This is a genomic window from Pseudomonas sp. JAI111 (assembly GCF_024809425.1).
In the GTDB taxonomy this organism is placed as follows: Bacteria; Pseudomonadota; Gammaproteobacteria; order Pseudomonadales; family Pseudomonadaceae; genus Aquipseudomonas.
In genome coordinates, this window is record NZ_JANUCB010000001.1 from 1,183,731 (window position 1) to 1,206,869 (window position 23,139).

The 23,139-nt window shown below is 59.4% G+C and carries 24 protein-coding genes and 1 riboswitch; of the genes, 12 read left to right on the forward strand and 12 right to left on the reverse strand.

Features of this window, described 5'->3' with window-relative positions:
* Positions 1-14 precede the first annotated feature (14 nt).
* Positions 15-254: a sulfurtransferase TusA family protein gene (locus HNR03_RS05580; protein ID WP_222590150.1), complete on the reverse strand. Its 240-nt coding sequence runs from the start codon at positions 252-254 to the stop codon at positions 15-17.
* Between the two features lie 98 nt (positions 255-352).
* On the opposite strand from HNR03_RS05580, the gene HNR03_RS05585 reads away from it, so the two are divergent.
* Positions 353-1,786, forward strand: coding sequence for a M48 family metalloprotease (locus tag HNR03_RS05585; protein WP_222590149.1), 1,434 nt, complete (start codon positions 353-355; stop codon positions 1,784-1,786).
* Between the two features lie 78 nt (positions 1,787-1,864).
* Here HNR03_RS05585 and HNR03_RS05590 read toward each other — a convergent pair whose 3' ends face one another.
* The 4 genes from HNR03_RS05590 to rpoE all read right to left on the reverse strand — a co-directional run bounded on the left by HNR03_RS05590 (position 1,865) and on the right by rpoE (position 5,630).
* On the reverse strand, positions 1,865-3,286 hold the full coding sequence (locus HNR03_RS05590; RefSeq protein ID WP_259151473.1) for a DegQ family serine endoprotease: 1,422 nt from the start codon (positions 3,284-3,286) through the stop codon (positions 1,865-1,867).
* 182 nt (positions 3,287-3,468) lie between these two features.
* Positions 3,469-4,422, reverse strand: coding sequence for a MucB/RseB C-terminal domain-containing protein (locus HNR03_RS05595; protein ID WP_222590147.1), 954 nt, complete (start codon positions 4,420-4,422; stop codon positions 3,469-3,471).
* Between the two features lie 8 nt (positions 4,423-4,430).
* Positions 4,431-5,018, reverse strand: a complete 588-nt coding sequence (locus HNR03_RS05600; RefSeq protein WP_222590146.1) for an RseA family anti-sigma factor — start codon at positions 5,016-5,018, stop codon at positions 4,431-4,433.
* Between the two features lie 30 nt (positions 5,019-5,048).
* Positions 5,049-5,630 carry an RNA polymerase sigma factor RpoE gene (gene rpoE / locus HNR03_RS05605; protein WP_007944079.1) on the reverse strand — a complete coding sequence of 194 codons (582 nt, stop codon included), beginning with the start codon at positions 5,628-5,630 and terminating at the stop codon, positions 5,049-5,051.
* A gap of 557 nt (positions 5,631-6,187) precedes the next feature.
* Here rpoE and nadB point away from each other — a divergent pair.
* Positions 6,188-7,804, forward strand: a complete 1,617-nt coding sequence (gene nadB / locus HNR03_RS05610) for an L-aspartate oxidase (RefSeq protein WP_259151482.1) — start codon at positions 6,188-6,190, stop codon at positions 7,802-7,804.
* Here the strand turns inward: nadB and HNR03_RS05615 are convergent.
* Together HNR03_RS05615 and HNR03_RS05620 are read right to left on the reverse strand one after the other, a co-directional pair.
* A complete protein-coding gene (locus HNR03_RS05615; protein ID WP_259151484.1) occupies positions 7,773-8,225 on the reverse strand; it encodes a protein YgfX in 453 nt (150 codons plus the stop codon). The genes nadB and HNR03_RS05615 overlap by 32 nt on opposite strands.
* On the reverse strand, positions 8,209-8,463 hold the full coding sequence (locus HNR03_RS05620; protein ID WP_007944081.1) for a succinate dehydrogenase assembly factor 2: 255 nt from the start codon (positions 8,461-8,463) through the stop codon (positions 8,209-8,211). The genes HNR03_RS05615 and HNR03_RS05620 overlap by 17 nt, the downstream gene beginning before the upstream one ends.
* Positions 8,464-8,612: 149 nt before the next feature.
* Here HNR03_RS05620 and HNR03_RS05625 point away from each other — a divergent pair, with 149 nt between their 5' ends.
* Together HNR03_RS05625 and HNR03_RS05630 are read left to right on the forward strand one after the other, a co-directional pair.
* Positions 8,613-9,554: a folate-binding protein YgfZ gene (locus HNR03_RS05625; protein WP_259151488.1), complete on the forward strand. Its 942-nt coding sequence runs from the start codon at positions 8,613-8,615 to the stop codon at positions 9,552-9,554.
* 35 nt (positions 9,555-9,589) lie between these two features.
* A complete protein-coding gene (locus tag HNR03_RS05630) occupies positions 9,590-10,411 on the forward strand; it encodes an HDOD domain-containing protein (RefSeq protein ID WP_259151490.1) in 822 nt (273 codons plus the stop codon).
* A 109-nt stretch (positions 10,412-10,520) separates the two neighbouring features.
* Here HNR03_RS05630 and HNR03_RS05635 read toward each other — a convergent pair whose 3' ends face one another.
* A complete protein-coding gene (locus HNR03_RS05635) occupies positions 10,521-11,909 on the reverse strand; it encodes a sensor histidine kinase (RefSeq protein WP_259151493.1) in 1,389 nt (462 codons plus the stop codon).
* The gene (locus HNR03_RS05640; RefSeq protein ID WP_259151494.1) at positions 11,902-12,573 is read right to left on the reverse strand and encodes a response regulator; all 672 of its coding nucleotides are present in this window, start codon (positions 12,571-12,573) and stop codon (positions 11,902-11,904) included. The genes HNR03_RS05635 and HNR03_RS05640 overlap by 8 nt, the downstream gene beginning before the upstream one ends.
* A 405-nt stretch (positions 12,574-12,978) precedes the next feature.
* Between HNR03_RS05640 and HNR03_RS05645 the strand changes: the two genes are divergently transcribed.
* Genes HNR03_RS05645 through HNR03_RS05660 form a run of 4 tightly spaced genes read left to right on the forward strand, consistent with a single transcriptional unit; the run spans position 12,979 to position 17,023 of the window.
* Positions 12,979-13,956, forward strand: coding sequence for a tripartite tricarboxylate transporter substrate binding protein (locus HNR03_RS05645; protein WP_208671691.1), 978 nt, complete (start codon positions 12,979-12,981; stop codon positions 13,954-13,956).
* Positions 13,957-14,015: 59 nt separating this feature from the next.
* On the forward strand, positions 14,016-14,474 hold the full coding sequence (locus HNR03_RS05650; RefSeq protein ID WP_010462287.1) for a tripartite tricarboxylate transporter TctB family protein: 459 nt from the start codon (positions 14,016-14,018) through the stop codon (positions 14,472-14,474).
* A gap of 1 nt (position 14,475) precedes the next feature.
* On the forward strand, positions 14,476-15,990 hold the full coding sequence (locus HNR03_RS05655; protein ID WP_090181158.1) for a tripartite tricarboxylate transporter permease: 1,515 nt from the start codon (positions 14,476-14,478) through the stop codon (positions 15,988-15,990).
* A complete protein-coding gene (locus HNR03_RS05660; protein WP_259151499.1) occupies positions 15,983-17,023 on the forward strand; it encodes an AbrB family transcriptional regulator in 1,041 nt (346 codons plus the stop codon). Before HNR03_RS05655 ends, HNR03_RS05660 begins: the two co-directional genes overlap by 8 nt.
* 120 nt (positions 17,024-17,143) lie before the next feature.
* Here the strand turns inward: HNR03_RS05660 and ung are convergent, their stop codons facing one another.
* Complete coding sequence (gene ung, locus HNR03_RS05665; RefSeq protein ID WP_259151502.1) at positions 17,144-17,839, reverse strand: uracil-DNA glycosylase; 696 nt, start codon at positions 17,837-17,839, stop codon at positions 17,144-17,146.
* A gap of 132 nt (positions 17,840-17,971) precedes the next feature.
* Here ung and HNR03_RS05670 point away from each other — a divergent pair, with 132 nt between their 5' ends.
* The gene (locus HNR03_RS05670; RefSeq protein WP_259151504.1) at positions 17,972-19,081 is read left to right on the forward strand and encodes an enoyl-CoA hydratase/isomerase family protein; all 1,110 of its coding nucleotides are present in this window, start codon (positions 17,972-17,974) and stop codon (positions 19,079-19,081) included.
* Between the two features lie 60 nt (positions 19,082-19,141).
* Here the strand turns inward: HNR03_RS05670 and HNR03_RS05675 are convergent, their stop codons facing one another.
* Positions 19,142-19,579: a hypothetical protein gene (locus tag HNR03_RS05675; protein WP_222590137.1), complete on the reverse strand. Its 438-nt coding sequence runs from the start codon at positions 19,577-19,579 to the stop codon at positions 19,142-19,144.
* Positions 19,580-19,746: 167 nt separating this feature from the next.
* Entirely contained in the window at positions 19,747-20,013 is a 267-nt protein-coding gene (locus HNR03_RS05680) for a hypothetical protein (RefSeq protein ID WP_222590136.1), read from the reverse strand.
* 276 nt (positions 20,014-20,289) lie between these two features.
* A riboswitch (guanidine-I (ykkC/yxkD leader) is annotated at positions 20,290-20,390 on the forward strand.
* Positions 20,391-20,452: 62 nt separating this feature from the next.
* Here HNR03_RS05680 and HNR03_RS05685 point away from each other — a divergent pair.
* From HNR03_RS05685 to HNR03_RS05695, 3 genes are read left to right on the forward strand one after another with little or no spacing between them, the layout of a single operon-like run.
* On the forward strand, positions 20,453-21,520 hold the full coding sequence (locus HNR03_RS05685; RefSeq protein WP_222590135.1) for a putative urea ABC transporter substrate-binding protein: 1,068 nt from the start codon (positions 20,453-20,455) through the stop codon (positions 21,518-21,520).
* 15 nt (positions 21,521-21,535) lie between these two features.
* A complete protein-coding gene (locus HNR03_RS05690) occupies positions 21,536-22,351 on the forward strand; it encodes an ABC transporter permease (RefSeq protein ID WP_222590134.1) in 816 nt (271 codons plus the stop codon).
* Positions 22,348-23,136 (forward strand): ABC transporter ATP-binding protein, encoded by a 789-nt coding sequence (locus HNR03_RS05695; RefSeq protein ID WP_259151511.1) that lies wholly within the window; start codon positions 22,348-22,350, stop codon positions 23,134-23,136. Before HNR03_RS05690 ends, HNR03_RS05695 begins: the two co-directional genes overlap by 4 nt.
* The last annotated feature ends 3 nt before the right edge of the window (positions 23,137-23,139 follow it).

Genomic DNA, 23,139 nt, shown 5'->3' on the forward strand with positions numbered 1-23,139 from the left:
TGAACGCAGCAGATTCAGGCTTTTTTCAACCAATAGCGGTAAACACCCGCCTCATCTTCTTCGCGAAGCAGCGTATGACCGGCCAATCGGGCAAAGGTGCGAAAGTCGCGTTGGGAGCCGGCATCTGTCGCGGTGACCTTCAGCACAGCGCCACTGGCCAGCTGATTGAGTTCCAGCTTGGCCTTGAGCAAGGGCAAAGGGCAATTGAGGCCACTGGCGTCCAGTTCGGCGTCATGGGCTACAGCATCGGTCATTGCGTCACTCCGGGTCAGGTGGGGGAGTTGCCTAGAATATCTGGTCCCAAGCCAAGTGTCCGGCTACAGTAAGCTCTTTGTCGACTAAGGCTTTGTGCATGACTTTTTTGCGCCCTACCCTGCTGACGCTCGCTTGCCTGCTCGCCTCACCGGGCTTCGCTGACGACTTGCCGTCACTCGGCGACGCCAGTTCTGCCATCGTCTCGCCGCAACAGGAATACCAACTGGGCCGCGCATGGCTGGCGCTGCTGCGCAGCCAGGTTAAACAGCTCAACGATCCGCAGCTCAAGGATTACGTCGAATCCAGCGTTTACCGCCTGGTGGAGACCAGCCAGGTCAATGACCGGCGCCTGGAGTTCATCCTGATCAACAGCCCGCAACTCAACGCCTTTGCGGCGCCGGGCGGGATCGTCGGGGTCAACGGCGGACTATTCCTCAACGCGCAGACCGAGGGCGAATATGCGTCGGTACTGGCCCACGAATTGGCTCACTTGTCGCAACGCCATTTTGCCCGTGGCGTTGAAGCGCAACAGCGCATGCAAGTACCGATGATGGCAGCCCTGCTGGCTGGTATCGTGATTGCAGCGGCAGGCGCTGGTGACGCGGGGATCGCGGCGATTGCCGGTACTCAGGCAGCAGCCATTCAGGAACAGCGACGTTTCTCGCGCCAGAACGAACAGGAAGCCGACCGCATCGGTATCCTCAATCTGGAAAAGGCCGGTTACGACCCACGGTCGATGCCGACGATGTTCGAGCGGTTGATGCGCCAATACCGCTTCGATGCCAAACCACCTGAATTTCTGCTGACTCACCCGGTAACCGAATCGCGTATCGCCGACACCCGCAACCGGGCCGAACAAGCTAAACCGGGCGGTATCGAAGATACGATGCGCTATCAGCTGATTCGTGCGCGCGTCCAACTGATCTATGAAGAAACCCCGGGACTGGGCGCCAAACGTTTCCGCGCGCAACTCGATGAGAACCCGAGCAGCGACGTCGCCCGATATGGTTTGGCGATTGCCCAGATCAAAGGCGGCCAGCTCAATGAAGCTCGGGAAAACCTCAAGCTGCTACTGGCCAAGTCGCCGAACGAGATCATCTACAACCTGGCACAGGTCGATCTGGACATCACCAACAACCGCCTGCCCGATGCGCAGACGCGGGTCGACCGGATGCTCACCCAGTATCCCGGCAACTATCCGTTGAACCAGGTGCGTGTAGATCTGTTGCTGAAACAGAACCGCACCGCCGACGCTGAAAAGGCCCTAGAAGGCCTGCTCAAGTCGCGTCCCGACGATCCAGATGTCTGGTATCAGGTGGCCGAAACTCGCGGTCTGTCGGGCAATATCATTGGCCTGCATCAGGCACGTGCAGAGTACTTTGCTCTGGTTGGGGATTACCGTCAGGCCATCCAGCAACTGGACTTCGCCAAACGCAAGGCGGGTACCAACTTCCCGTTGTCTTCGCGCATCGATGCGCGCCAACGCGAGCTGATGGAGCAGGAGCGCATGATCAAGGACATGATGGGCTGACGCTCACAAGGAACCTGAATTCCGCGCACAAAAAAACCGCCTCTTTCGAGGCGGTTTCTTATTCAGCCATCTACTGGTTTATTCAGCCAGTTTGAAGGTGATGAAGCTGGCACGACCTTGACGCAGAACACGCATTGAAACCGAGCGGTTCTTCGGCAGCGCCTTGGCAATTTCAGTGAACTGCTTGCTGTCGCTGATGGCCTGGTTGTTCAGGTGAGTAATGATATCGCCAGGTTGCAAGCCGATCAGTTCAGCTGGACCTTCTTGAACCTCCTTGATAACCACCCCACCCTTGAGGTCATAGGTCTTCTTCTGCTCAGCGGTCAAATCGCCGACGGCAACACCCAGACGATTGCTGCTGGCTTCAGCACCGGATTTAAGCGGTGAATTCAGCTCCGAACCCTCATCAGGAATCGCCCCCACAGTCAGCTCGACATTTTTGCGTTTGCCTTCACGGATCACTTCGAGATTGGCCTTGGCGCCTTCTTTCAGTGCACCGACCAGATGCGGCAGATCGGCAGACATGATGATCGGCTGACCGTTCATGCTCAAGATCACGTCGCCCACCTGCAGACCACCTTTGGCTGCCGGACCGTCGTCCTGGATCTGAGCCACCAGCGCACCGGCCGGTTTTTCAAGACCGAAAGACTCGGCCAGATCCTTGCTCACTTCCTGAATCACCACGCCCAGCCAGCCGCGGCTGACTTTGCCACCGGCTTTCAGCTGGTTGGAAACGTCCATCGCGACGTCGATGGGAATCGCGAACGACACGCCCATGAACCCACCGGAGCGGGTGTAGATCTGTGAGTTGATCCCGACCACTTCACCGGCCAGGTTGAACAGCGGGCCACCGGAGTTACCCGGATTGATCGGCACGTCGGTCTGGATGAACGGTACATAGTTCTCGTTCGGCAGGCTGCGACCGATGGCACTGACGATGCCTTGGGTCACCGTGTGATCGAAGCCGAACGGCGAGCCGATGGCAACAACCCACTGGCCGGCTTTCAGGTCTTGGGATTTGCCGAGTTTCAGTACCGGCAGGTTTTTGCCTTCGATCTTCAGTAATGCCACGTCGGAACGTGGATCTGTGCCGATGAGCTTGGCTTTCAACTCACTGCGATCGGCAAGACGAACCAGGATTTCGTCAGCATCTGCGATCACATGGTTGTTGGTCAGGATGTAACCATCAGGCGAGATGATGAAACCCGAACCCAGGGACTGCGCTTCACGGCGATCACCACGAGGCGAGCGCGGCTGCGGCATGCCCCGTTCGAAGAACTCACGCAGCGCGGGCGGCAAGCCTTCAAGATCAGGCATCTGGCCAGAAACTTTACGATCTGGCAGTTTTTGCGTGGTACTGATGTTTACCACCGCAGGCGAAGCCTGCTCGACCAGTTGCGTGAAGTCAGGCAATTCGACTGCTTGAGCAGCGACCGCCTGACCGAGCACCAGCACGGTGGCAAAAATGGAGAGATAAGACTTCAAGCGTGGTATCGACATACGGCTCCCGTTACGACGAGCATGGTTAAGCGATATGGAGCAAGGAACACCGGGAAAGATACGCCGGTATTTTTGTTCCGGGAACAACAAAACAAGGCCAGAGCCGTGAGGCTCTGACCTATAGAAAAATTCAGGTTTTTTTGCAAATTGAAATGCTCACCAAACATTTCGGCATCAGCTCACTACTTGGTTGCAGTGGCATCGGTGCGCATGGACAGCGCAATCCGTTCAGCAGTACCTATTGGAATCTCGCCGACCACAGTCACCATTATTTCGCCTTGAGGAGTCGTCAAGCGTCGAGAAACAGCAACGGTTGGTCCTAGCTGTGTGCGAGTGTCGGTGACAGTCGCACCGTTCAACGGCTCAAGAAACACCGAAAAACGCGCCAGACCATCGTCATACATCAGACTGTTGACCTGGGTTTTGGTCTCAGGATCCTTGCGGGCATTGCTGCTGGTCAACTCGAAACCTGGCGGTAGCCAGTCCGAATGCCAGACTTGCGCAACCTTGGCGGCAGACGCCTTGTCACTATCGAGGGCGATAGCTTTACAGTCGGGGCCCGGCTGCAATTCACTTTCCTGCGGTACATCGGTGTCCAGTTGCGTGAACTGGAACCGCTCCAGCAGTTGCCCTTTCTCATTAAGCAGCAATGACTTGAGGGGCAGGCCGGTTTCTTTATCCAGATGCAGTTCAAAACCGTATCGGTGCTGATCACGGGGTACCAGTGAAACGATCACTGCCGCCCGCCCAGCCACGCGCGACTTGCCGATCACGGCAAGGTCGTACCAATTCTTCAGCTTTTGTGGATCGAGTGAACGAGCAGCGGAGCTGGGGGAATCCCCAAGCCCTGCGATCAGGGTGCCGCTGACACATTGAGTATGACCATCAATGCGCACGACTTCCTGCGCTGAGCCGTCGAGCTGGAGTAAACGCTCTCGGACCTTGCCATCCTGGACGCGGTGCCAGATGTTATGGGTAGAAAAACTACCGTTACGCTCGTAAACAAAAGTGCCGTGAAAGCTTTGCTGTTGCTCGGCTTGGCCCAGGCGTGTCAACCAGTCCTGGGCTTCATCAGCATAGGCTGGAACAACAAACCAGCCACCGAGCAGAAGCGAAAGTAGAGGTATGGCGCGCATGATCCTCCTTAACGGTTTTCCAGGCTCGCTGCACGAGCGTAAGGCAGAGCGCTTTCAGTACCTTTCAGTGCAGCCTGTTGAGCATGTTGGCGCAAGTAGCCTGGCAGACGCTGATCGTGCCAGCCTGGCTGACCTTGCAATACGCCGTTGGCCATAGGGCCAGTGGCATCCGAACTCTCATTGTAGCCTGCTAATACGGCTGGGCCTTTAACTTGAGGAGCAACCAGGCTTTGTTGACTGGAACGCTGTGCCAGCTCAACACCAGCGATCTCGTCCTGGTTATACAGACGAACACCAGCCAGTACGGCAACGGTTACCGAAGCGGCAACGGCCAGTCGACCCAGGCTGCGCCATGGACTGCGAGATGCTTTTGCCGGTACGGCTTCGTCAGCCAACGCAGCAGAAACTGCCGCAGCGATGTCCAAGCGTGGAAGCAGCAAATCCTTGTGCATTACTGCCCGAGCGATTTGATAACGAGCCCAGGTTTCACGGGTTTCGACATCGTCAAAGGCATTCAACACCCGACGCAATTCCAGTTCGTCCGCTTCGTTATCCATCACTGCGGACAGCGATTCCTGCAGGGCTTCACGACTCATGGCGTTCCTCTCTTGGCTATCGCCGCTGTCTCAGTTTTCCTGCAACAACGGCTGCAGGGCTTTATCGATGGCCTCCCGAGCGCGGAAAATCCGGGAGCGCACGGTACCCACCGGACATTGCATGACGGCTGCAATGTCCTCGTAACTCAGACCATCGAATTCACGTAAAGTTAACGCCGTACGTAAATCTTCTGGCAGTTGCTGGATGGTTCGATGGACGGTGCCTTCGATCTCATCCCGCAGCAATGCACGCTCTGGCGACTCGAGATCCTTGAGGCCATGATCGCCATCGTAGAACTCTGCATCTTCGGAACTGACATCGCTATCCGGCGGCCGACGGCCGCGTGAAACCAGATAGTTCTTCGCCGTGTTGATGGCGATGCGGTAAAGCCACGTATAAAACGCGCTGTCTCCGCGAAAATTTCCAAGTGCGCGGTACGCCTTGATAAAGGCTTCCTGTGCCACATCTTGGGCTTCATGGGTGTCGTGCACGAAACGCACGATCAACCCGAGAATTTTGTGCTGATATTTCAGCACTAGCAGATCGAAAGCTCGCTTGTCGCCGCGTTGAACGCGCTCGACGAGCTGCTGATCCTCTTCCTGGGTTAGCATGAACACTCCTCGATAAGCTCGGAGGAGGCTTGCATAACTAAACGACCAGGCTTGCAAACATAGACTCGGGCTTTTCGCAAAAGTTCTCCCCCTCCAAGCAAGTTTCCTGCGGGCTCTGATTTGGCACGCACGAAAAGCGCAGCTCGGCATGACCCGGCTGCGCGAATAATCTTGTCATCGGATCCGCCAGGAAGGACCAAACGCACGTCCCATCCTGAAGCCGACACTGTCCTTCTTTTCAGGCACCGTCTATTGATCTTGAGCCTTCCGCAAAAGTTCCAAATATTTATAGCCGGGCGAATGCGACATTGTGCAACCGTGAATAGAAAAAGAATGTTAAATCGCTGATACAGTCGCGTTGTCGCCAACCCGGCGAAAAAACCATCCGACGAAGCGTCAGATATTTTCCGTCACAGTAGTTTCACAATGCCATATGCGCTCGGGTATTGTGCCGCTCCCCCCCTCTATATACTAGTGGGCTGTGTGGCTGCCTCGACTCGCCGTTCCAGGAGTCTTGCGCCAACCCCGACCCGGGTCGCTTTGAGCGGAATCCTGAAATGAGCCAACAGTTTCAACATGATGTTCTGGTCATTGGCAGCGGCGCTGCCGGTTTGAGCCTTGCGCTGACTTTACCCGGTCATTTGGGTATCGCCGTACTGAGCAAGGGCGACCTTGCCAACGGTTCCACGTTTTGGGCCCAGGGCGGTGTCGCCGCCGTTCTGGATGACACCGACACTGTCGAATCCCACGTCGACGACACCCTCAATGCCGGCGGTGGCCTCTGCCACGAAGACGCCGTGCGCTTTACCGTCGAGCACAGTAAAGAGGCGATTCAGTGGCTGATCGACCAAGGCGTGCCCTTTACCCGCGATGAACAATCCGGCACCGAAGACGGTGGATTCGAATTTCACCTGACTCGCGAAGGCGGTCACAGTCATCGGCGCATCATTCATGCCGCCGACGCCACGGGCGCGGCGATATTCAGAACCTTGCTCGCCCAGGCCAGACTGAGGCCGAATATCGAGTTGCTGGAACAGCGGGTCGCCATTGACCTGATCACCGAAAAACGCCTTGGCCTTGAAGGCGATCGTTGCCTGGGCGCTTATGTGCTGAATCGCGGTTCCGGTGAGGTCGACACCTATGGTGCCCGTTTCGTGATCCTCGCATCCGGCGGCGCGGCCAAGGTCTACCTCTATACCAGCAACCCTGACGGCGCCTGCGGTGATGGCATCGCAATGGCCTGGCGTTCGGGGTGCCGGGTGGCAAACCTGGAATTCAACCAGTTCCATCCGACCTGTCTTTATCACCCGCAAGCCAAGAGCTTCCTGATCACCGAAGCCCTGCGCGGTGAAGGTGCTCACCTGAAGCTGCCTAATGGCGAACGGTTCATGCAGCGCTTCGACCCGCGCGCCGAACTGGCGCCACGGGACATCGTCGCCCGCGCCATCGACCATGAAATGAAGCGCCTGGGGGTCGACTGCGTCTACCTGGACATCAGCCACAAGCCCGAAGCATTCATCAAGTCGCACTTCCCGACGGTGTATGAACGCTGCCTTGAGTTTTCCATCGACATCACCAAGCAACCGATCCCGGTGGTTCCGGCGGCGCACTATACCTGCGGCGGCGTGATGGTCGATCAGAACGGTCGCACCGACGTGCCCGGCCTGTATGCCATTGGCGAAACCAGTTTCACCGGTCTTCACGGCGCCAACCGCATGGCCAGCAATTCGCTGCTGGAGTGCTTCGTTTACGCCCGCTCGGCGGCGGCGGACATCCTTGAACAACTGCCGCAGGTTTCGGCGCCTGCCGCCCTTCCCGTCTGGGATGCGAGCCAGGTGACCGACTCCGATGAAGACGTGATCATTGCGCACAACTGGGACGAATTGCGACGGTTCATGTGGGACTACGTCGGCATCGTGCGCACCAATAAGCGCTTGCAACGCGCGCAACACCGGGTGCGATTGTTGCTGGACGAGATTGACGAGTTCTACAGCAACTACAAGGTCAGTCGCGATTTGATCGAGTTACGCAACCTGGCCCAGGTCGCCGAGCTCATGATCCAGTCAGCGATGGAGCGCAAGGAAAGCCGCGGCCTGCATTACACCCTCGACTACCCGAACATGCTGCCCGTCGCCCTGGACACTATTCTGGTGCCGCCCACCTACGTCGACTGAACTTGAGTCGAACCCGCAGGCGGCGATGGACATCCGCCGCCTGCGAATCGTGGGGGACGCAGAGTGATCTGACGTGACGCTCGCCTCGCAGACGAAATCGCAGGACCACCATCAATGGCAATGCCAGGCTGTCCGGTCGCAGCTGCACTGACTGCCAACCCGCCACTTGATTCCACAATTGCCAGCCATCGGCATCGCGACGCAAACCGCGAAACGCCTGTGGATGTGTCAGCAGGATCTGTCGCGGCAGCAGCCAAACGCCATGCGCCAGGCACAGCGCAAAGGCAGGCAAACTGGCCCAGACGGGTATCGAAAGAAGAAACAGCGAACCCAGCGCGAACAGCTGGGCCAAGACATAAGCCGCCAGCAATTGCCGTGAGGCATGCCAGCGGCATTCGAACGCGTTACTTGGGCTGGACACGATCCAGGATCATGCGAACCATGCGCTGAAGCTCCGGATCTTCGGACTCGGCGCGTTCCATGAACCAGCCGAACATGTCCTGATCTTCGCATTCGAGCAGCTTGCGGTAGCAATCGCGGTCGACATCATTGAGGTGCGGGTAGACCTCTTTCACGAACGGCACCAGCAACACGTCAAGCTCGAGCATGCCGCGGCGGCTATGCCAGTAGAGGCGATTCAGTTCAACATCTTCGACCATGGAGCGCTCCTCAAATAGGCGGCAAGTATACAGCCCCGGGCACGCTCGAACAGCCGGCTTTGGTCGGGCATGTTCAAGCCTTTGTGAACTACCCATTTCAAGAGCGCCCCCTTATGATGTCCCCCAGACTCTTTACCCTGCGATGACCCATGGCCGATTCTGCTTTTTTCTGCACCCTGTCTCATGAAGGCGTTCTTGCCGTCCGCGGCGCGGATGCGAGCAAATTCCTGCAAGGCCAATTGACCTGCAACCTCAATTACCTCAGCGATACCCAAGCCAGTCTTGGCGCTCGCTGCACGCAAAAAGGGCGCATGCAGTCCAGTTTCCGCATCCTGCTCGAAGGCGATGGCGTGCTGATGGCCATGGCCACCGAACTGCTGGAGCCGCAGCTTGCGGACCTGAAAAAATACGCCGTGTTCTCCAAGTCCAAGTTGACGGATGAAAGCGCCGCCTGGGTCCGCTTCGGCCTTGAGAATGCAGACGCCGCGTTGATCAGCCTGGGACTTGAGCTGCCGGCCGACACCGACAGCGTCGTGCGCAACGACGGTCTGATCGCCATTCGTGTCTCGCCGGAACGCGCCGAGTTGTGGGTTGCCGCCGATCAAGCCGATGCGATCAAGGGCAAGTTGTCCGCACAGCTGGCCGAAGGCAATCTGAATCAATGGCTGCTGGGCCAGATCCGCGCAGGGATCGGCCAGGTCATGCCGAGTACTCGTGAGCTGTTCATCCCGCAGATGCTCAACCTGCAGGCCGTCGGTGGCGTCAGCTTCAAGAAAGGCTGCTACACCGGTCAGGAAATCGTTGCGCGCATGCAGTACCTGGGCAAACTCAAGCGTCGCTTGTATCGTCTGACACTGGATGCCAGCGAATTGCCCGAGCCTGGCACGCCACTATTTTCACCGACCCACGGTAGTTCCATCGGCGAAGTGGTGTTGGCCGCCACCGCCGAGCAAAACATTGAACTTCTGGCGGTGCTGCAAGCCGAAGCAGCTGAAGGTGGCGATATTCATCTGGGCGCGCTCGAAGGGCCTGCCCTGCACCTGCTTGACCTGCCTTATCAACTGGATCGCGATCGCGAAATCCAGCGCTAACTGCAGCACTTGTTGCAACACCCTAGAGAAAATAGATGAGCGAGCTGGCGGATAAGGTCCAACAGGATTTGGTTGAGGCCATCGATAATGATGACCTGGTTCTGCCAACTTTACCGGAAGTGGCCCTGCAGATTCGCAAGGCCGCCGAAGACCCGGAAGTCAGTGTCAGTACCCTGAGCAAAGTGATCGGTCGCGATACGGCGCTGTCTGCGCGCCTGATCAAAGTGGTCAATAGCCCACTGCTGCGCGCGACTCAAGAAGTGACTGACCTGCACACGGCAATCACGCGTCTGGGCGTTAACTACAGCAGCAATCTGGCGATCGGCCTGGTGATGGAGCAGATTTTCCATGCCCGATCCGAAGTCGTAGAGCAGAAAATGCGCGATGTCTGGCGCAAAAGCCTGGAAATCGCTGGTGTCAGCTATGCGCTGTGCCGCCGATACACACAACTCAAACCTGATCAGGCGGCCCTCGGCGGGCTGGTGCATCAGATCGGCGTACTGCCGATCCTGACCTACGCCGAAGACCATTATGAACTGCTGTCGGACTCGGTCAGCCTCAACCATGTGATTGACCAGATTCATCCGCTCATCGGCGACAAACTACTCAGGGTCTGGGAGTTTCCGGAAATGTTGGTGCAGTTGCCGGGTTTGTATCTGGACTTCAAACGCGAGTCCGAACGGATCGATTATGTCGATCTGGTCCAGGTTGCGAGCCTGTATTGCCATAAAGACACAGACCACCCCATCGCTCACATCGATGCGTTCAGCGTGCCAGCTTTCAAGAAATTGGGGATCGATCCGCAGAACGAGGCTGTATGCCGAAGTCTGGAAGAGTCGCGGTCGATGTTTTACTAGGCGGGACTGCGGCGCTTCAATCGCGAGCAGGCTCGCTCCCACAGGGTATCTTCGGTGTTAATCAATCCAGTGTGGGAGCCTGCTCGCGATGGGGCCATAACAGGCGCCATCACTCCCCCGCAATAAAACTCACCCGCACCTTCAACCCCGTCGACTCACCATCGTGCAGACTGATCTGCGCCAGGTGTGCGCGACAAATCTCACCGACAATCGCCAACCCCAGCCCCGAACCGGCGACCTGCTGATTTCGCCGGTAAAAGCGCTCGAATACCCGATCCCGCTCATCAATGGGAATACCTGGTCCGTCATCCTCGACCTCCAGCACCGCGGGTGCCGTCACCCGCAGAATCACATTGCCACCCGGCGGTGTATGCGCCAGCGCATTGTCCACCAGATTGCTCAGCAGTTCGTTCAACAACGTCGGCTCCCCGCGCAACCACACCGGCTCGTCCGCCTCCAGCGCCAGGGCCACGCCGCGCGCATGAGCCAGGGGTGCCATCGCCATGCCCAGCTCTCGAGCCAACTGACTCAGGTCCAGCAATTGCGCGCCGCCCTCGGCGATCGCCCGAGCACCGTTTTCTACCCGTGCCAGCGAGAGCAACTGATTGGCCAAATGCGTCAGACGGTCAGTGCCTTGGGCTGCAGTTTCCAGGGTATCGCGCCAGGTATCGGGTTCGTTCGAACGCAAACCCAGCTCAAGTCGCGCTTTCAGAGCGGCCAACGGCGTGCGCAATTCATGGGCGGCATCGGCGATGAACTGCGCCTGTCGCTCGAATTGCCCACGCAGGCGCTCGGTAAAGTGATTGAGGGCCCGCACCAGCGGCCATAACTCGTGTTGCACTTCCACCAGTGGCAACGGCCGCAGGTCGTCCGGCTGGCGCTCTTCCACTGCCGTGCGCAAGCGTTCCAGTGGACGCAACGCCGCGCTGACCGCAAACCACACCATCAACAAAGCACCGATGGCCAACATGCCCAGGCGCAGCAACGTGTCAGCGGCCAGGCTGCGGGCCATCGCCACCCTCGCTTCATCGGTTTCTGCCACACGGATTTCGGCCATGCCATTCATGTTCGGCTCGCTCACCGGCTTGAGCAAACTCACCACGCGCACGTTCTGCCCCTGGTACTTGGCGTTGTAGAAACGCGCCAGTGCGGGGTAGTCATCGGTGCGCGGGGTTCCCGGCGGCGGTGGCGGCAGGTTTTCGTAGCCGGAAATCAGCTTCTGATTGATGTCGTTGACCAGGTAGAAAATCCGCCCGGCGCTGTCGTAAGCGAAGGTATCGAGGGCCACGTAAGGCACGTCGGCACTGAGGCTGCCGTCGCGCTGGGACACGCCGGCGGCAATGGTCCGCGCCGAGGCCAGCAACGTGCGGTCATAGGCGGTGTCCGCGGCTTCGCGACCATTCCAGTACGCGCTCAAACCACTGGCCAGCATTAACACCACCAACAACAGCGCCAGGTTCCACAGCAACCGCCAGCGCAGGCTGCTGGGCTTATGCATCGCGGCTTTCCAGCAAATAGCCAAGGCCGCGGAACGTCACGATGGCGACCGGCTGGCCGTCGAGTTTCTTGCGCAGACGGTGGACGTAGATTTCGATCGCATCGGGACTGGCTTCTTCATCCAGACCAAACACCTGAGAGGCCAGTTGCTCTTTGCTCATCACACGACCAGGCCGGGCGATCAATGCTTCGAGCACGGCCTGCTCGCGTGAGGTCAGGGTCAGCAACTCTTCGCCGAGGGTGAAGCGTCGCGTGTCCAGGTCATACGCCAGCACGCCACAGCGTTGCTGGCGCTCACCACCGAGCACACTGCGTCGCAACAAGGCTTTGACCCGCGCTTCGAGCTCCGTCAGCTCAAACGGTTTGGCCAGGTAATCGTCGGCGCCCAGGTTCAAGCCGTGCACCCGATCCTTGACGTCGCTGCGAGCGGTCAGCATCAACACTGGCAGGTTCTTGCCCCTAGCCCGCAGGCGCGCCAGCACCTCGAAACCATCCATGCGCGGCAGGCCGACATCAAGGATCGCCATGGCGTATTCCTCGCTGCCCAAGGCCAGGTCGGCCGCCACGCCGTCGTGCAGCACATCCACGGTCAGACAGGTGCTCTTGAGCGCCTGGGCGACACTTTCGGCGAGCTGCAGATGGTCTTCGACGAGCAGAACACGCATGGATCTTTACCTCATTCAGGGATGGTCGACGCCATTCTTTGGCGCGGAGTTTACAGCCGCATCCGCTGCTGTGAAGCCGCAAAACGGTGAAAGTCCACTGAAAGGTTAGCGAAAGGTTGGGCCGTTAGAGTCAGCCCACGGAGGGTTTCGACTGCAGACCGTCCAATCCTAGTTTGAAAACGTGCCTGAAACGTAGCTCCCGAAAAACGCCTCGAAGCGTTTTCGCCAATAAGAACAATAAACCGAGGTACTGCACCATGCCGCGCATCGCGCTTGAGACCTACCCGCCCCACCCTTCCTCTCGATTCCCATCGTTGACGCTTGCCAGCGCCGTTGCCGGCTGCACGACGCGAAACCGCCGCATCTGAAACATCCCCAAAAACAAAAACTCCCGTGGAGACAACAATGAATCGATCACTGCGCCGTTTCGCCCTCGCCGCCAGCTGCATGCTGTTCGCCGGCCAACTGATGGCCGAGCCAAAACGCCCGGAATGTATCGCCCCTGCCTCGCCAGGTGGCGGTTTCGACCTGACCTGCAAACTGGCGCAAAGCGCGCTGGTAAACGAAAAGCTGCTGACCAAACCGATGCGCGTGACCTACATGCCCGGCGGTGTCGGCGCGGTGGCGTACAACGCGGTGGTTGCACAGCGCCCGGCAGACGCCGGCACGCTGGTGGCGTGGTCCAGCGGTTCGCTGCTGAACCTGGCCCAGGGCAAGTTCGGTCGTTTCGATGAAACCAACGTGCGCTGGCTGGCCGCCGTCGGCACCAGCTATGGCGCCATCGCGGTGAAAAGCGATTCGCCCTACAAGAACCTGGACGATCTGGTTCAGGCGCTGAAGAAAGATCCGAGCAAAGTGGTGATCGGTTCCGGCGGCACCGTCGGCAGCCAGGACTGGATGCAAACCGCACTGATCGCCAAGGCCGCCGGGATCAACCCGCGTGACCTGCGTTACGTCGCCCTCGAAGGCGGCGGCGAAATCGCTACCGCCCTGCTCGGTGGCCACATCCAGGTCGGCAGCACCGACATCTCCGACTCCATGCCGCACATCCAGAGCGGCGACATGCGCTTGCTGGCCGTGTTCGCAGAAAAACGCCTGGACGAGCCGGAAATGAAAGACATTCCGACCGCCAAGGAACAAGGCTATGACATCGTCTGGCCAGTGGTTCGCGGCTTCTACCTCGGGCCAAAAGTCAGCGACGAAGACTACGCCTGGTGGAAAAACGCTTTCGACAAGCTGCTGGCGTCCGAAGACTTTGCCAAGCTGCGCGATCAGCGCGAGCTCTTCCCGTTCGCCATGACCGGCCCGGAGCTGGACACCTACGTGAAGAAGCAGGTCGCGGACTACAAAGTGCTGGCCAAAGAGTTCGGCCTGATTCAGTGATCGTCTCTGTCTAGCGGCTGCGGCCCCCTTCCTGCGGGGTCGTGGCACAGGAGTTCACCATGCTCTTACAACGCATTTTTGCTTCGGTGCTGTTATTGGCCTGTGTTGGCCTGGCGCTGATGGCATGGCCGTACCAGGCCGCTTTTTCCTACGAACCGGTGGGCCCTCGCGCGTTTCCGCTGTTGATGCTGGGCCTGATGGGGCTCGGCTTGCTCTACATGGTGTTTCGGCCAACGCCGATCATCCACAGCGACGACGACCCGAAACTGGACCGTGAAACGCTGATCAAGATCGGCATCTGCGTGGTGCTGTTGCTGGTATTCGCTGGCACCTTCGAACCCCTTGGTTTCATCGTCGCCAGCATCCTGATCGGCGTTCCCATGGCTCGCCTGTACGGTGGCCGCTGGCTGCCGAGCGCAGTGATCATCAGCCTGATGGCCATCGGTCTTTACCTGCTGTTCGACAAGTTGATGGACGTGCCTCTGCCCTTGGGCGTACTCGACGTTCTGGAGAACTGATATGGATACTCTTGGCTATTTGGGTCAGGGCTTCGGCGTCGCGCTGACCCCGTACAACCTGGTGACCGCGCTCTGCGGCACCCTGATCGGCACCGTTGTCGGCCTGTTGCCGGGCCTGGGCCCGATCAATGGCGTGGCGTTGTTGATTCCTATTGCGTTCGCCCTGGGCCTGCCACCGGAGTCGGCGCTGATCCTGTTGGCGGCGGTATACCTGGGCTGCGAATACGGCGGTCGTATCAGCTCGATCCTGCTGAACATCCCCGGCGAAGCTTCCACCGTCATGACCACCCTGGACGGTTACCCAATGGCCCGCAAAGGCCTGGCCGGCGTGGCTTTATCGCTGTCCGCGTGGAGCTCGTTCATCGGTGCGTTCATCGCCACGTGCGGCATGGTGCTGTTCGCGCCGTTGCTGGCGAAGTGGGCGATTGCCTTCGGCCCGGCGGAATATTTCGTGCTGATGGTATTTGCGATTGTCTGTCTCGGCGGCATGGCCGGGGACCGACCGTTGAAAACCTTTATCGCAGCGCTGATCGGTCTGTTCCTGTCGAGCGTGGGGATCGATGCCAACAGTGGCGTCTACCGTTTCACTGGCGACAACATCCATTTGACTGACGGCATTCAGTTCGTGGTGCTGGTGCTGGGCCTGTTCTCCATCAGCGAAATTCTCCTGCTGCTGGAAAAGACCCATCGCGGCCAGGAAGCGGTGAAAGCCACCGGGCGCATGATGTTCAACTTCAAGGAAGCTTCGGCGGTCTTCGTGGTGAACATCCGTTGCGGCTTGCTGGGCTTCATCATGGGCGTGTTGCCGGGTGCGGGCGCAACCCTCGCCAGCGCCGTGGCCTACATGACCGAGAAGCGTATCGCCGGCGCCAAGGGCACTTTCGGCCAAGGTGACATGCGCGGCCTCGCCGCCCCGGAAACCGCCATCGGCGGTGCAGCCTGCGGTGCACTGGTACCGATGCTGACCCTCGGCGTTCCTGGTTCGGGCACCACGGCGGTGATGATCGGCGCGCTGTCGCTGTACAACATCACCCCCGGCCCGCTGCTGTTCCAGCAACAACCCGACATCGTCTGGGGCCTGATCGCCTCGTTGTTCGTCGCCAACGTCATGCTGGTGATCCTCAACATCCCGATGATCCGCATTTTCACCCGCATCCTCGCCGTGCCGAACTGGGCGCTGGTGCCGGTGATCGCGATCATTACCGGGATCGGCGTCTACGCGGTGCACGCCACCACCTTCGACCTGTTCCTGATGATCGGTATCGGTATCTTCGGTTACATCCTGCGCAAGCTGGACTTCCCGTTGTCGCCGGTCCTGCTGGGCTTCATCCTCGGCGGCTTGATGGAACAGAACCTGCGTCGCGCCCTGTCGATCTCCAACGGTGCGCTGGAAATCCTCTGGTCGAGCCCGATCACGTTCGGTGTCTGGGTGCTGACGGCAATCATGCTGTTGATGCCGATTCTGCGGATCTGGCGCAAACGTTCGGTTGCTCGTCGCGCTATCGCCGATGTCTGATCGAACACCCGTCAACGCCTGGTGGGGTACGCCGCTGGTCGGCGCGCTGGGCGGTTACCTGGCCAGCCTCGTCGGCTGGCCGTTGCCATGGATGGTCGGCTCGTTGCTGGCGATCATCCTGGTGCGTTGCCTGACACCCTGGCAATTGGCGGAAATCCCTGGCGGCCGCAAGTGCGGCCAGTGGATCGTCGGTATCGGCATCGGCCTGCATTTCACCCCGGTCGTAATGGAGCAGGTGCTGAGTCATTTCGGCCTGATCTTCTGCGGTGCGTTGATCACCAGCCTGTCCGCCGTGGTCGGGGTCTGGTTGATGCGGCGCACCGGTGAAGATCGCGCCACCGCCTTCTTTTCCAGCATGCCGGGCGGCTCCGGGGAGATGGTCAACCTCGGCGCGCGTAATGGCGCGGTGCTTAGCCGGGTTGCGGCGGGACAAAGTCTGCGGGTATTGGTCGTGGTGCTGTGTGTGCCGGCGGCGTTCAAGTATTTATTGGGTTACGGTGCGCCGGTCTTGCATCCCACCGAGGTCAACTGGTGGCTGCTGGCCCTGCTGTTCCCGGCCGGCGCGTTGGCGGCCTGGATCTGGGAACGTCTGCGCCAACCCAATCCCTGGCTGTTCGGGCCGTTGCTGGTGAGTGCGGCTGTGAGCATTGGTTGGGATTTGCACATCGGCTTGCCCAATGGTGGCAGCCAGATCGGCCAATGGCTGATCGGCAGCGGGTTGGGTTGCCACTTCAATCGGCAGTTTTTCCGGCGCGCACCTTCGTTCATGGGGCGGACATTGATTGGCACGGTGCTGACGATGTTGATCGCCACAGCGGCGGCACTGGGTTTGAGTGCGCTGACCCATCTGGATCTGCGTTCGCTGACCCTGGGCATGATGCCCGGCGGGATTGCGGAGATGAGCCTGACGGCAGAAACCCTGCAATTGTCCGTCCCGCTGGTAACGGCGATGCAGGTGATGCGGCTATTGTTTGTGTTGTTTCTGGCGGAGCCATTGTTCAGGTATTGGAACCGCGAGCCCGATTCAGACTGATAGACCACTGATCGTTCCCACGCTCTGCGTGGGAATGCAGCCTTGGACGCTCTGCGTCCATCCAAAGCCGAACGCGGAGCGTCCGTTGAGGCATTCCCACGCAGAGCGTGGGAACAATCTTTATGCCAGCGGCGGCAACCGCCACTCGATCGGCGTCTCGCCATTTTGCTCGAGATACTTGTTGGTCCGACTGAAATGCCCGCAACCGAGGAAGCCGCGATAGGCGGACAGCGGTGACGGATGCACCGAAGTCAGCACCAGATGCTTGGTGGCATCGATGAGTTTCTGCTTGCTCTGGGCATGCGCGCCCCACAGCAAAAACACCAGATGCGGTTGATGCTCGCTGACCACTTCGATAATCCGGTCGGTGAAGTGTTGCCAGCCCTTTCCGGCATGGGCGTTGGCGTTGGCGCGCTCCACGGTCATGGTGGTGTTGATCATCAGCACGCCCTGGTCGGCCCAGCTTTGCAGGCAACCGTGGTTGGGGATGTCGATGTTCAGGTCGCGTTTCAACTCTTTATAGATGTTCACCAGCGACGGCGGCGCCGGCACGCCCGGTTGCACCGAAAAGCACAGCCCATGGGCCTGGCCCGGGCCGTGGTACGGGTCCTGGCCGAGAATGACGACTTTGACCTTATCCAGCGGCGTCGAGTTGAGCGCGTTGAAAATCATCGGTCCAGGTGGGTAAATTTCTTTGCCCGCCGCGCGCTCCTGCTGCAGAAAATTACGCAACTCTGCCATGTAAGGCTGGTCGAATTCGGCACGCAGCGCTTCCTTCCAGCTCGGTTCGAGTTTGATACGGTCGTCAGCAGTCATGGTTACATCCGGCAAAAACAATGGGGCGAACCCTAGGAAAGCTGACCATGCTTGTCAATTGATCTGACGCAGATCCGCCACTTTCCTGTACAGCGATCATACTGAACGCTTAATTTCCCTATCGAGGTCACGATGAATCTGCACTTCGAAGAACTCACCGGCACCGACGGCGCTCGCATCGGCATCGCCAGCCTGGATGCCGAAAAGTCCCTTAACGCGCTTTCTTTGCCGATGATTAACGCCCTGCGCGATCAAATGGACGCGTGGGCCAAGGATCCGCAAGTTGTCTGCGTCCTGCTGCGCGGCAACGGCGCCAAGGCTTTCTGCGCCGGCGGCGAAGTGCGCAGCCTGGTGGAAGCCTGTCGCGCGCATCCGGGGGAAGTCCCGCCGTTGGCTGCGCACTTTTTTGCCGCGGAATATCGCCTGGACTTCAATCTGCACACCTATCCCAAACCGCTGATCTGCTGGGGGCATGGCTATGTGCTGGGCGGCGGCATGGGGTTGCTGCAAGGCGCGAGCATCCGCATTGTCACGCCGAGCAGTCGCCTGGCGATGCCTGAGATCAGTATCGGACTTTATCCGGATGTCGGCGCCAGTTGGTTTCTGTCACGGCTGCCCGGCAAGCTTGGGTTGTTTCTGGGGTTGACCGGCGCTCACATGAACGGTCGTGATGCGATCGATCTGGACCTGGCCGATCGTTTCCTGCTCGATGAACAGCAACCAGAGTTGATCGAAGGCTTGCTGCAATTGAACTGGCAGGAACAGATACCGATGCAGCTCAACAGTCTGCTCAAGGCCCTGCAACAGGAAGCCGTCGCGCAATTGCCCGAAGCGCAATGGTTGCCGCGACGCCAGCAAATCGACGAACTGCTGGACGTTGCCGATGTGCGTTGCGCCTGGAAAGCCATCAGCCATCTGCGTGACAGCACGGACCTGCTGTTCAGCCGCGCCGCGAAAACCATGAGCGAAGGCGCGCCCCTGACCGCCCATCTGGTGTGGGAACAGATCGCCCGCGCCCGTTATATGTCGCTGGCGCAGGTTTTCCAGATGGAATACACGATCAGCCTCAATTGCTGCCGACATCCGGAGTTCAGTGAAGGGGTTAGAGCGCGATTGATCGACAAGGACCAGAAACCGCATTGGCACTGGCAAGACATCAATGTGCCTGAAGCAGTTGTGGAAGCACATTTTCACAAGGTCTGGGAAGGTCGGCATCCGTTGGCGGACCTTTCCGAGTACTGAAATTCAGGCACAAAAAAAGCGGCGCACGATGCGCCGCTTTTCTAAAGGTTTGCGTCAGAGTTACCAGCGACCACCCCGGTCACCTCGGTCACCATGATCGCCGCGACCCTCATGGTCGCCTCGTCCGCCGTGATTGCGTCCACCCTCGCCACGGTAGTCGTTGTTCCAGCCGCCACGGTTACCGCCGCCCCAATCGTGATTCTGATGGCCCCGGTAGTCGCCTCGTTGCGACTGGTAATAGCGGGGAGCCGGTTGATAAACCCGCGGCTGGTAGTAATACCGTGGGGTTGGCTGGTAATACCGGGCCGGTGGCGCGTAGTAACGACGCGGCTGGGTGTAGTAGCCGTCGCCACCGGAGTAATAGACCGGCGCCGGTGAGGTGTAGACCTCGGAACTGTAGTAGCTGCCTCCTCCATCGGAATAGGGTACGCACGCACCAAGAGATAATCCCAATACAGCCATCAGAAGAATTAGTTTGACCCGTTTTCGACAGAGCATGGCGGCCTCCTGGACCGCGAGTGAGCCATACCAGCGACGCTGGCAGGCGACAGTCAATTATTCGGTGACTGTCGATAGATCAGACATCGATTTCGAAATCTGGTGCGTTTCTGAAACACATTGAAACAAGTAGCCGATGAAAGGTTTTTCACCTATTCATGCGCTGATTAGTGGTGCCCACCGTGGTATCCACCGCCGTAATGACGTGGCCCGTACCCGCGCCAGTAGTAATAGCGATAGCCGCCGTAAAAGCGTGGGCCGTAGTAATAACGGGGGCCGTAATAGTAGTAATAGGGCGAATAGCCAGGGTAGTAATAGGCCCCATAGCCGGGGTAGTAATAAGGCGCGGAATACACATCGTAGCCGCCGGCGTAGTAGTAGCAGCCGGCCAACCCCAGACCGAGAACCATACCTAACAACAGTCGGCGAAACATCACGGCCTCCTGAAAGACCCTCAACCGGAACTCGCCGGCTGATACCACTTTTGACTGGCGATGCCGGGCCGAGTGCCGAGCGGCGCAGACCTTCGGATCAGCGGCCTGCCCGGTCCATTGCGGTGCGTCCACGCACCATCACAAAGCACCCTCCTCGCCCTCTTGACCGCGCCAATCGCGTAACCCCGCACACTAGAGCGCTTGAGCCGACTTGGCACGGCTCTCGCTTTAGTGAACCCGTGCAGGAGTCATCACAGGTTCGCGGCACCACAATTTGCAATGGCTGACTAGGGTTCCGGCTCGCTTAAGCGAGTAGCTGGTCCGAGAGTTGGCGACCTCCAGTTGAGGTTACACGGCGGGACAAAAGCCCGGGAGACAAGCCACCGTTCGCGGTGCCGCGTTGACTCCTGCCCGCCCTTGATCAACTGGAGAACCACCCATGCTCAAGCTTCGTTTACCCGCCCTGCTCGCCGCTGCTTTCGCAGCCCTCGTGAGCGTCTCGTCCCAAGCCGCACAGAAAGACCACTTCAGCGTTTGCTGGACCATCTACGCCGGCTGGATGCCCTGGGAATACGCGGGCAGCCAAGGCATCGTCGACAAATGGGCGAAAAAGTACGGCATCAAGATCGATGTGGTGCAGCTCAACGATTACGTCGAATCCATCAACCAGTACACCGCCGGCCAGTTCGACGGCTGCACCATGACCAACATGGATGCACTGACCATTCCGGCCGCCGGTGGCGTCGACAGCACCGCGCTGATCGTCAGCGACTTCTCCAACGGTAACGACGGCATCGTGCTCAAGGGCGATGGCAAGAAAGTCACCGACCTCAAGGGCATGAACGTCAATCTGGTCGAGTTGTCGGTTTCCCACTATTTGCTGGCCCGCGCGCTGGATTCGGTCGATCTCACCGAGAAAGACCTGAAAGTGGTCAACACCTCCGACGCCGACATCTCGGCCGCCTTCAACACCGATCAGGTGAAAGCCGTCACCACCTGGAACCCGATGCTCTCGGACATCAAGGCCAAGCCTGCGGTGACCGAAGTGTTCAACTCCAGCCAGATTCCTGGCGAGATCATGGACATGATGGTGGTCAACAGCGCCACCCTCAAAGACAACCCGGCCCTGGGCAAAGCGCTGACCGGCGCCTGGTTTGAAGTGGTCGCGTTGATGAACGAGAAAAACGCCGCCAGCAAAACGGCCCTCGAACACATGGCCAAAGCGTCCGGCACCGACCTGGCCGGTTTCCAGGCGCAACTCGATACCACCAAATTGTTCGCGACGCCCAAGGAAGCCCTCGACTTCTCCACCAGCAAGCAACTGCCGGAAACCATGCGCAAGGTCGCAGAGTTTTCTTTCCAGCACGGTTTGCTCGGTGAAGGCGCCAAAGACACCAGCGCGGTGGGCATGGCCTTCGCCAATGGCGTGACCAGCGGCGACAAGAGCAACCTCAAGCTGCGCTTCGACCCGACCTACGTGCAGATGGCAGCCGACGCCAAGCTGTAAACAGGAGGACTGGCCATGCGCCTGATCAATCGCCACCCGGATCGCCCGAGTCGCTTGCTGTTGGTGATCCTGCCGTTCGCCCTGGTGCTGTTCGCCTACTTCATGGGCTCGGCCGAGCGACTGACGGACAACCCCAACGACAAACTGCTGCCGAGCGCCGTGCAAATGACCGACGCGGTCCAACGCCTGGCGTTCACCGCCGACAGCCGCACCGGTGAATACGTACTGTGGCAAGACACCGCATCCAGCCTGCGACGTCTGGCCATCGGCCTCGGCATCAGTGCGTTGGCCGGGCTGTGCCTGGGCATTGCCGCCGGTACCTTGCCGCTGTTTGGCGCACCGTTGTCGCCACTGCTGACCGTGCTGTCGATGGTGCCGCCACTGGCAATCCTGCCGATTCTGTTCATCGTGTTCGGGCTGGGGGAATTGTCGAAAGTGATGCTGATCGTGATCGGTATCACCCCGGCACTGGCCCGTGATCTGGAACAGCGCGCCCGGGAAATTCCGCTCGAGTTGCTGATCAAGGCGCAGACCCTCGGCGCCTCGACCTGGACACTGATGCTGCGCGTGGTGCTGCCACAGCTGTTACCTCGCCTGTTGATCTCGCTGCGGTTGATGCTGGGCTCGGCTTGGTTGTTCCTGATCGCCGCCGAAGCCATCGCCTCCACCGACGGTCTTGGCTATCGGATTTTCCTGGTACGCCGTTACCTGGCGATGGACGTGATCCTGCCATACGTGGTCTGGATCACGCTGCTCGCCTGGCTGATGGATTGGGGTCTGAAACGCCTGACCCAGCGTGCCTTTCCCTGGTATGAGGGGGCTCGCGCATGAGCTTCATCACAGTCAAAAACGTCTGGCAGCAGTACGCCGATCAGGTGGTGCTCGAAGGGCTGAACCTGAGCGTCAACGAGGGTGAATTCTGCACCTTGGTCGGCGCCTCGGGTTGCGGCAAGTCGACCTTCCTGCGGCTGTTGCTCGGCCAGGAACGCGCCAGTCGCGGTGAGATTCTGCTCGACGGCCACGCCCTGGCCGGCGAGCCGGATTCAAGCCGTGGTGTGGTATTTCAGCGCTACTCGGTGTTCCCGCACCTGACAGTGCTGGACAACGTCGCTCTGGGCCTCGAACTGCCACGCTCACCGCTGCTCGGACGCTTGTTCGGCAGCGCCAAACGCGAGGCCCGGGAACAGGCCTCGGTGCTGCTGCACAAAGTCGGCCTCGGCCATTCGCTGGATAAATACCCGGCACAGCTCTCCGGCGGTATGCAGCAACGATTGGCCATCGCCCAAGCGCTGATCATGAAACCCCGGGTGTTGCTGCTCGACGAACCGTTCGGCGCTCTCGATCCGGGCATCCGCAAAGACATGCACGGCCTGCTGCTGGAGCTGTGGCGCGAGACGCAACTGACCGTGTTCATGGTCACCCATGATCTGTCCGAAGGTTTCAGCCTCGGCACGCGCCTGCTGGTGTTCGACAAGGTCCGCGTCGACCCGCACGCCCCCGGCGCCTATGGCGCGCGCATCACCTACGACATCCCTTTGAACAGCGACCGCCGCGTCAATCGCGCCGCCGTCGACGCCCTGCCGCAAGCCCTGGCAGGCACGCTTCGTATCGCTTAGAGG

What these genes read in the sequence shown, in the direction of transcription:
- HNR03_RS05580 (WP_222590150.1), bottom strand. Translation starts at nt 254, where the DNA reads ATGACCGATGCTGTAGCCCATGACGCCGAACTGGACGCCAGTGGCCTC.
- HNR03_RS05585 (WP_222590149.1), top strand. Translation starts at nt 353, where the DNA reads ATGACTTTTTTGCGCCCTACCCTGCTGACGCTCGCTTGCCTGCTCGCC.
- HNR03_RS05590 (WP_259151473.1), bottom strand. Translation starts at nt 3,286, where the DNA reads ATGTCGATACCACGCTTGAAGTCTTATCTCTCCATTTTTGCCACCGTG.
- HNR03_RS05595 (WP_222590147.1), bottom strand. Translation starts at nt 4,422, where the DNA reads ATGCGCGCCATACCTCTACTTTCGCTTCTGCTCGGTGGCTGGTTTGTT.
- HNR03_RS05600 (WP_222590146.1), bottom strand. Translation starts at nt 5,018, where the DNA reads ATGAGTCGTGAAGCCCTGCAGGAATCGCTGTCCGCAGTGATGGATAAC.
- rpoE (WP_007944079.1), bottom strand. Translation starts at nt 5,630, where the DNA reads ATGCTAACCCAGGAAGAGGATCAGCAGCTCGTCGAGCGCGTTCAACGC.
- nadB (WP_259151482.1), top strand. Translation starts at nt 6,188, where the DNA reads ATGAGCCAACAGTTTCAACATGATGTTCTGGTCATTGGCAGCGGCGCT.
- HNR03_RS05620 (WP_007944081.1), bottom strand. Translation starts at nt 8,463, where the DNA reads ATGGTCGAAGATGTTGAACTGAATCGCCTCTACTGGCATAGCCGCCGC.
- HNR03_RS05625 (WP_259151488.1), top strand. Translation starts at nt 8,613, where the DNA reads ATGGCCGATTCTGCTTTTTTCTGCACCCTGTCTCATGAAGGCGTTCTT.
- HNR03_RS05630 (WP_259151490.1), top strand. Translation starts at nt 9,590, where the DNA reads ATGAGCGAGCTGGCGGATAAGGTCCAACAGGATTTGGTTGAGGCCATC.
- HNR03_RS05635 (WP_259151493.1), bottom strand. Translation starts at nt 11,909, where the DNA reads ATGCATAAGCCCAGCAGCCTGCGCTGGCGGTTGCTGTGGAACCTGGCG.
- HNR03_RS05640 (WP_259151494.1), bottom strand. Translation starts at nt 12,573, where the DNA reads ATGCGTGTTCTGCTCGTCGAAGACCATCTGCAGCTCGCCGAAAGTGTC.
- HNR03_RS05645 (WP_208671691.1), top strand. Translation starts at nt 12,979, where the DNA reads ATGAATCGATCACTGCGCCGTTTCGCCCTCGCCGCCAGCTGCATGCTG.
- HNR03_RS05650 (WP_010462287.1), top strand. Translation starts at nt 14,016, where the DNA reads ATGCTCTTACAACGCATTTTTGCTTCGGTGCTGTTATTGGCCTGTGTT.
- HNR03_RS05655 (WP_090181158.1), top strand. Translation starts at nt 14,476, where the DNA reads ATGGATACTCTTGGCTATTTGGGTCAGGGCTTCGGCGTCGCGCTGACC.
- HNR03_RS05660 (WP_259151499.1), top strand. Translation starts at nt 15,983, where the DNA reads ATGTCTGATCGAACACCCGTCAACGCCTGGTGGGGTACGCCGCTGGTC.
- ung (WP_259151502.1), bottom strand. Translation starts at nt 17,839, where the DNA reads ATGACTGCTGACGACCGTATCAAACTCGAACCGAGCTGGAAGGAAGCG.
- HNR03_RS05670 (WP_259151504.1), top strand. Translation starts at nt 17,972, where the DNA reads ATGAATCTGCACTTCGAAGAACTCACCGGCACCGACGGCGCTCGCATC.
- HNR03_RS05675 (WP_222590137.1), bottom strand. Translation starts at nt 19,579, where the DNA reads ATGCTCTGTCGAAAACGGGTCAAACTAATTCTTCTGATGGCTGTATTG.
- HNR03_RS05680 (WP_222590136.1), bottom strand. Translation starts at nt 20,013, where the DNA reads ATGTTTCGCCGACTGTTGTTAGGTATGGTTCTCGGTCTGGGGTTGGCC.
- HNR03_RS05685 (WP_222590135.1), top strand. Translation starts at nt 20,453, where the DNA reads ATGCTCAAGCTTCGTTTACCCGCCCTGCTCGCCGCTGCTTTCGCAGCC.
- HNR03_RS05690 (WP_222590134.1), top strand. Translation starts at nt 21,536, where the DNA reads ATGCGCCTGATCAATCGCCACCCGGATCGCCCGAGTCGCTTGCTGTTG.
- HNR03_RS05695 (WP_259151511.1), top strand. Translation starts at nt 22,348, where the DNA reads ATGAGCTTCATCACAGTCAAAAACGTCTGGCAGCAGTACGCCGATCAG.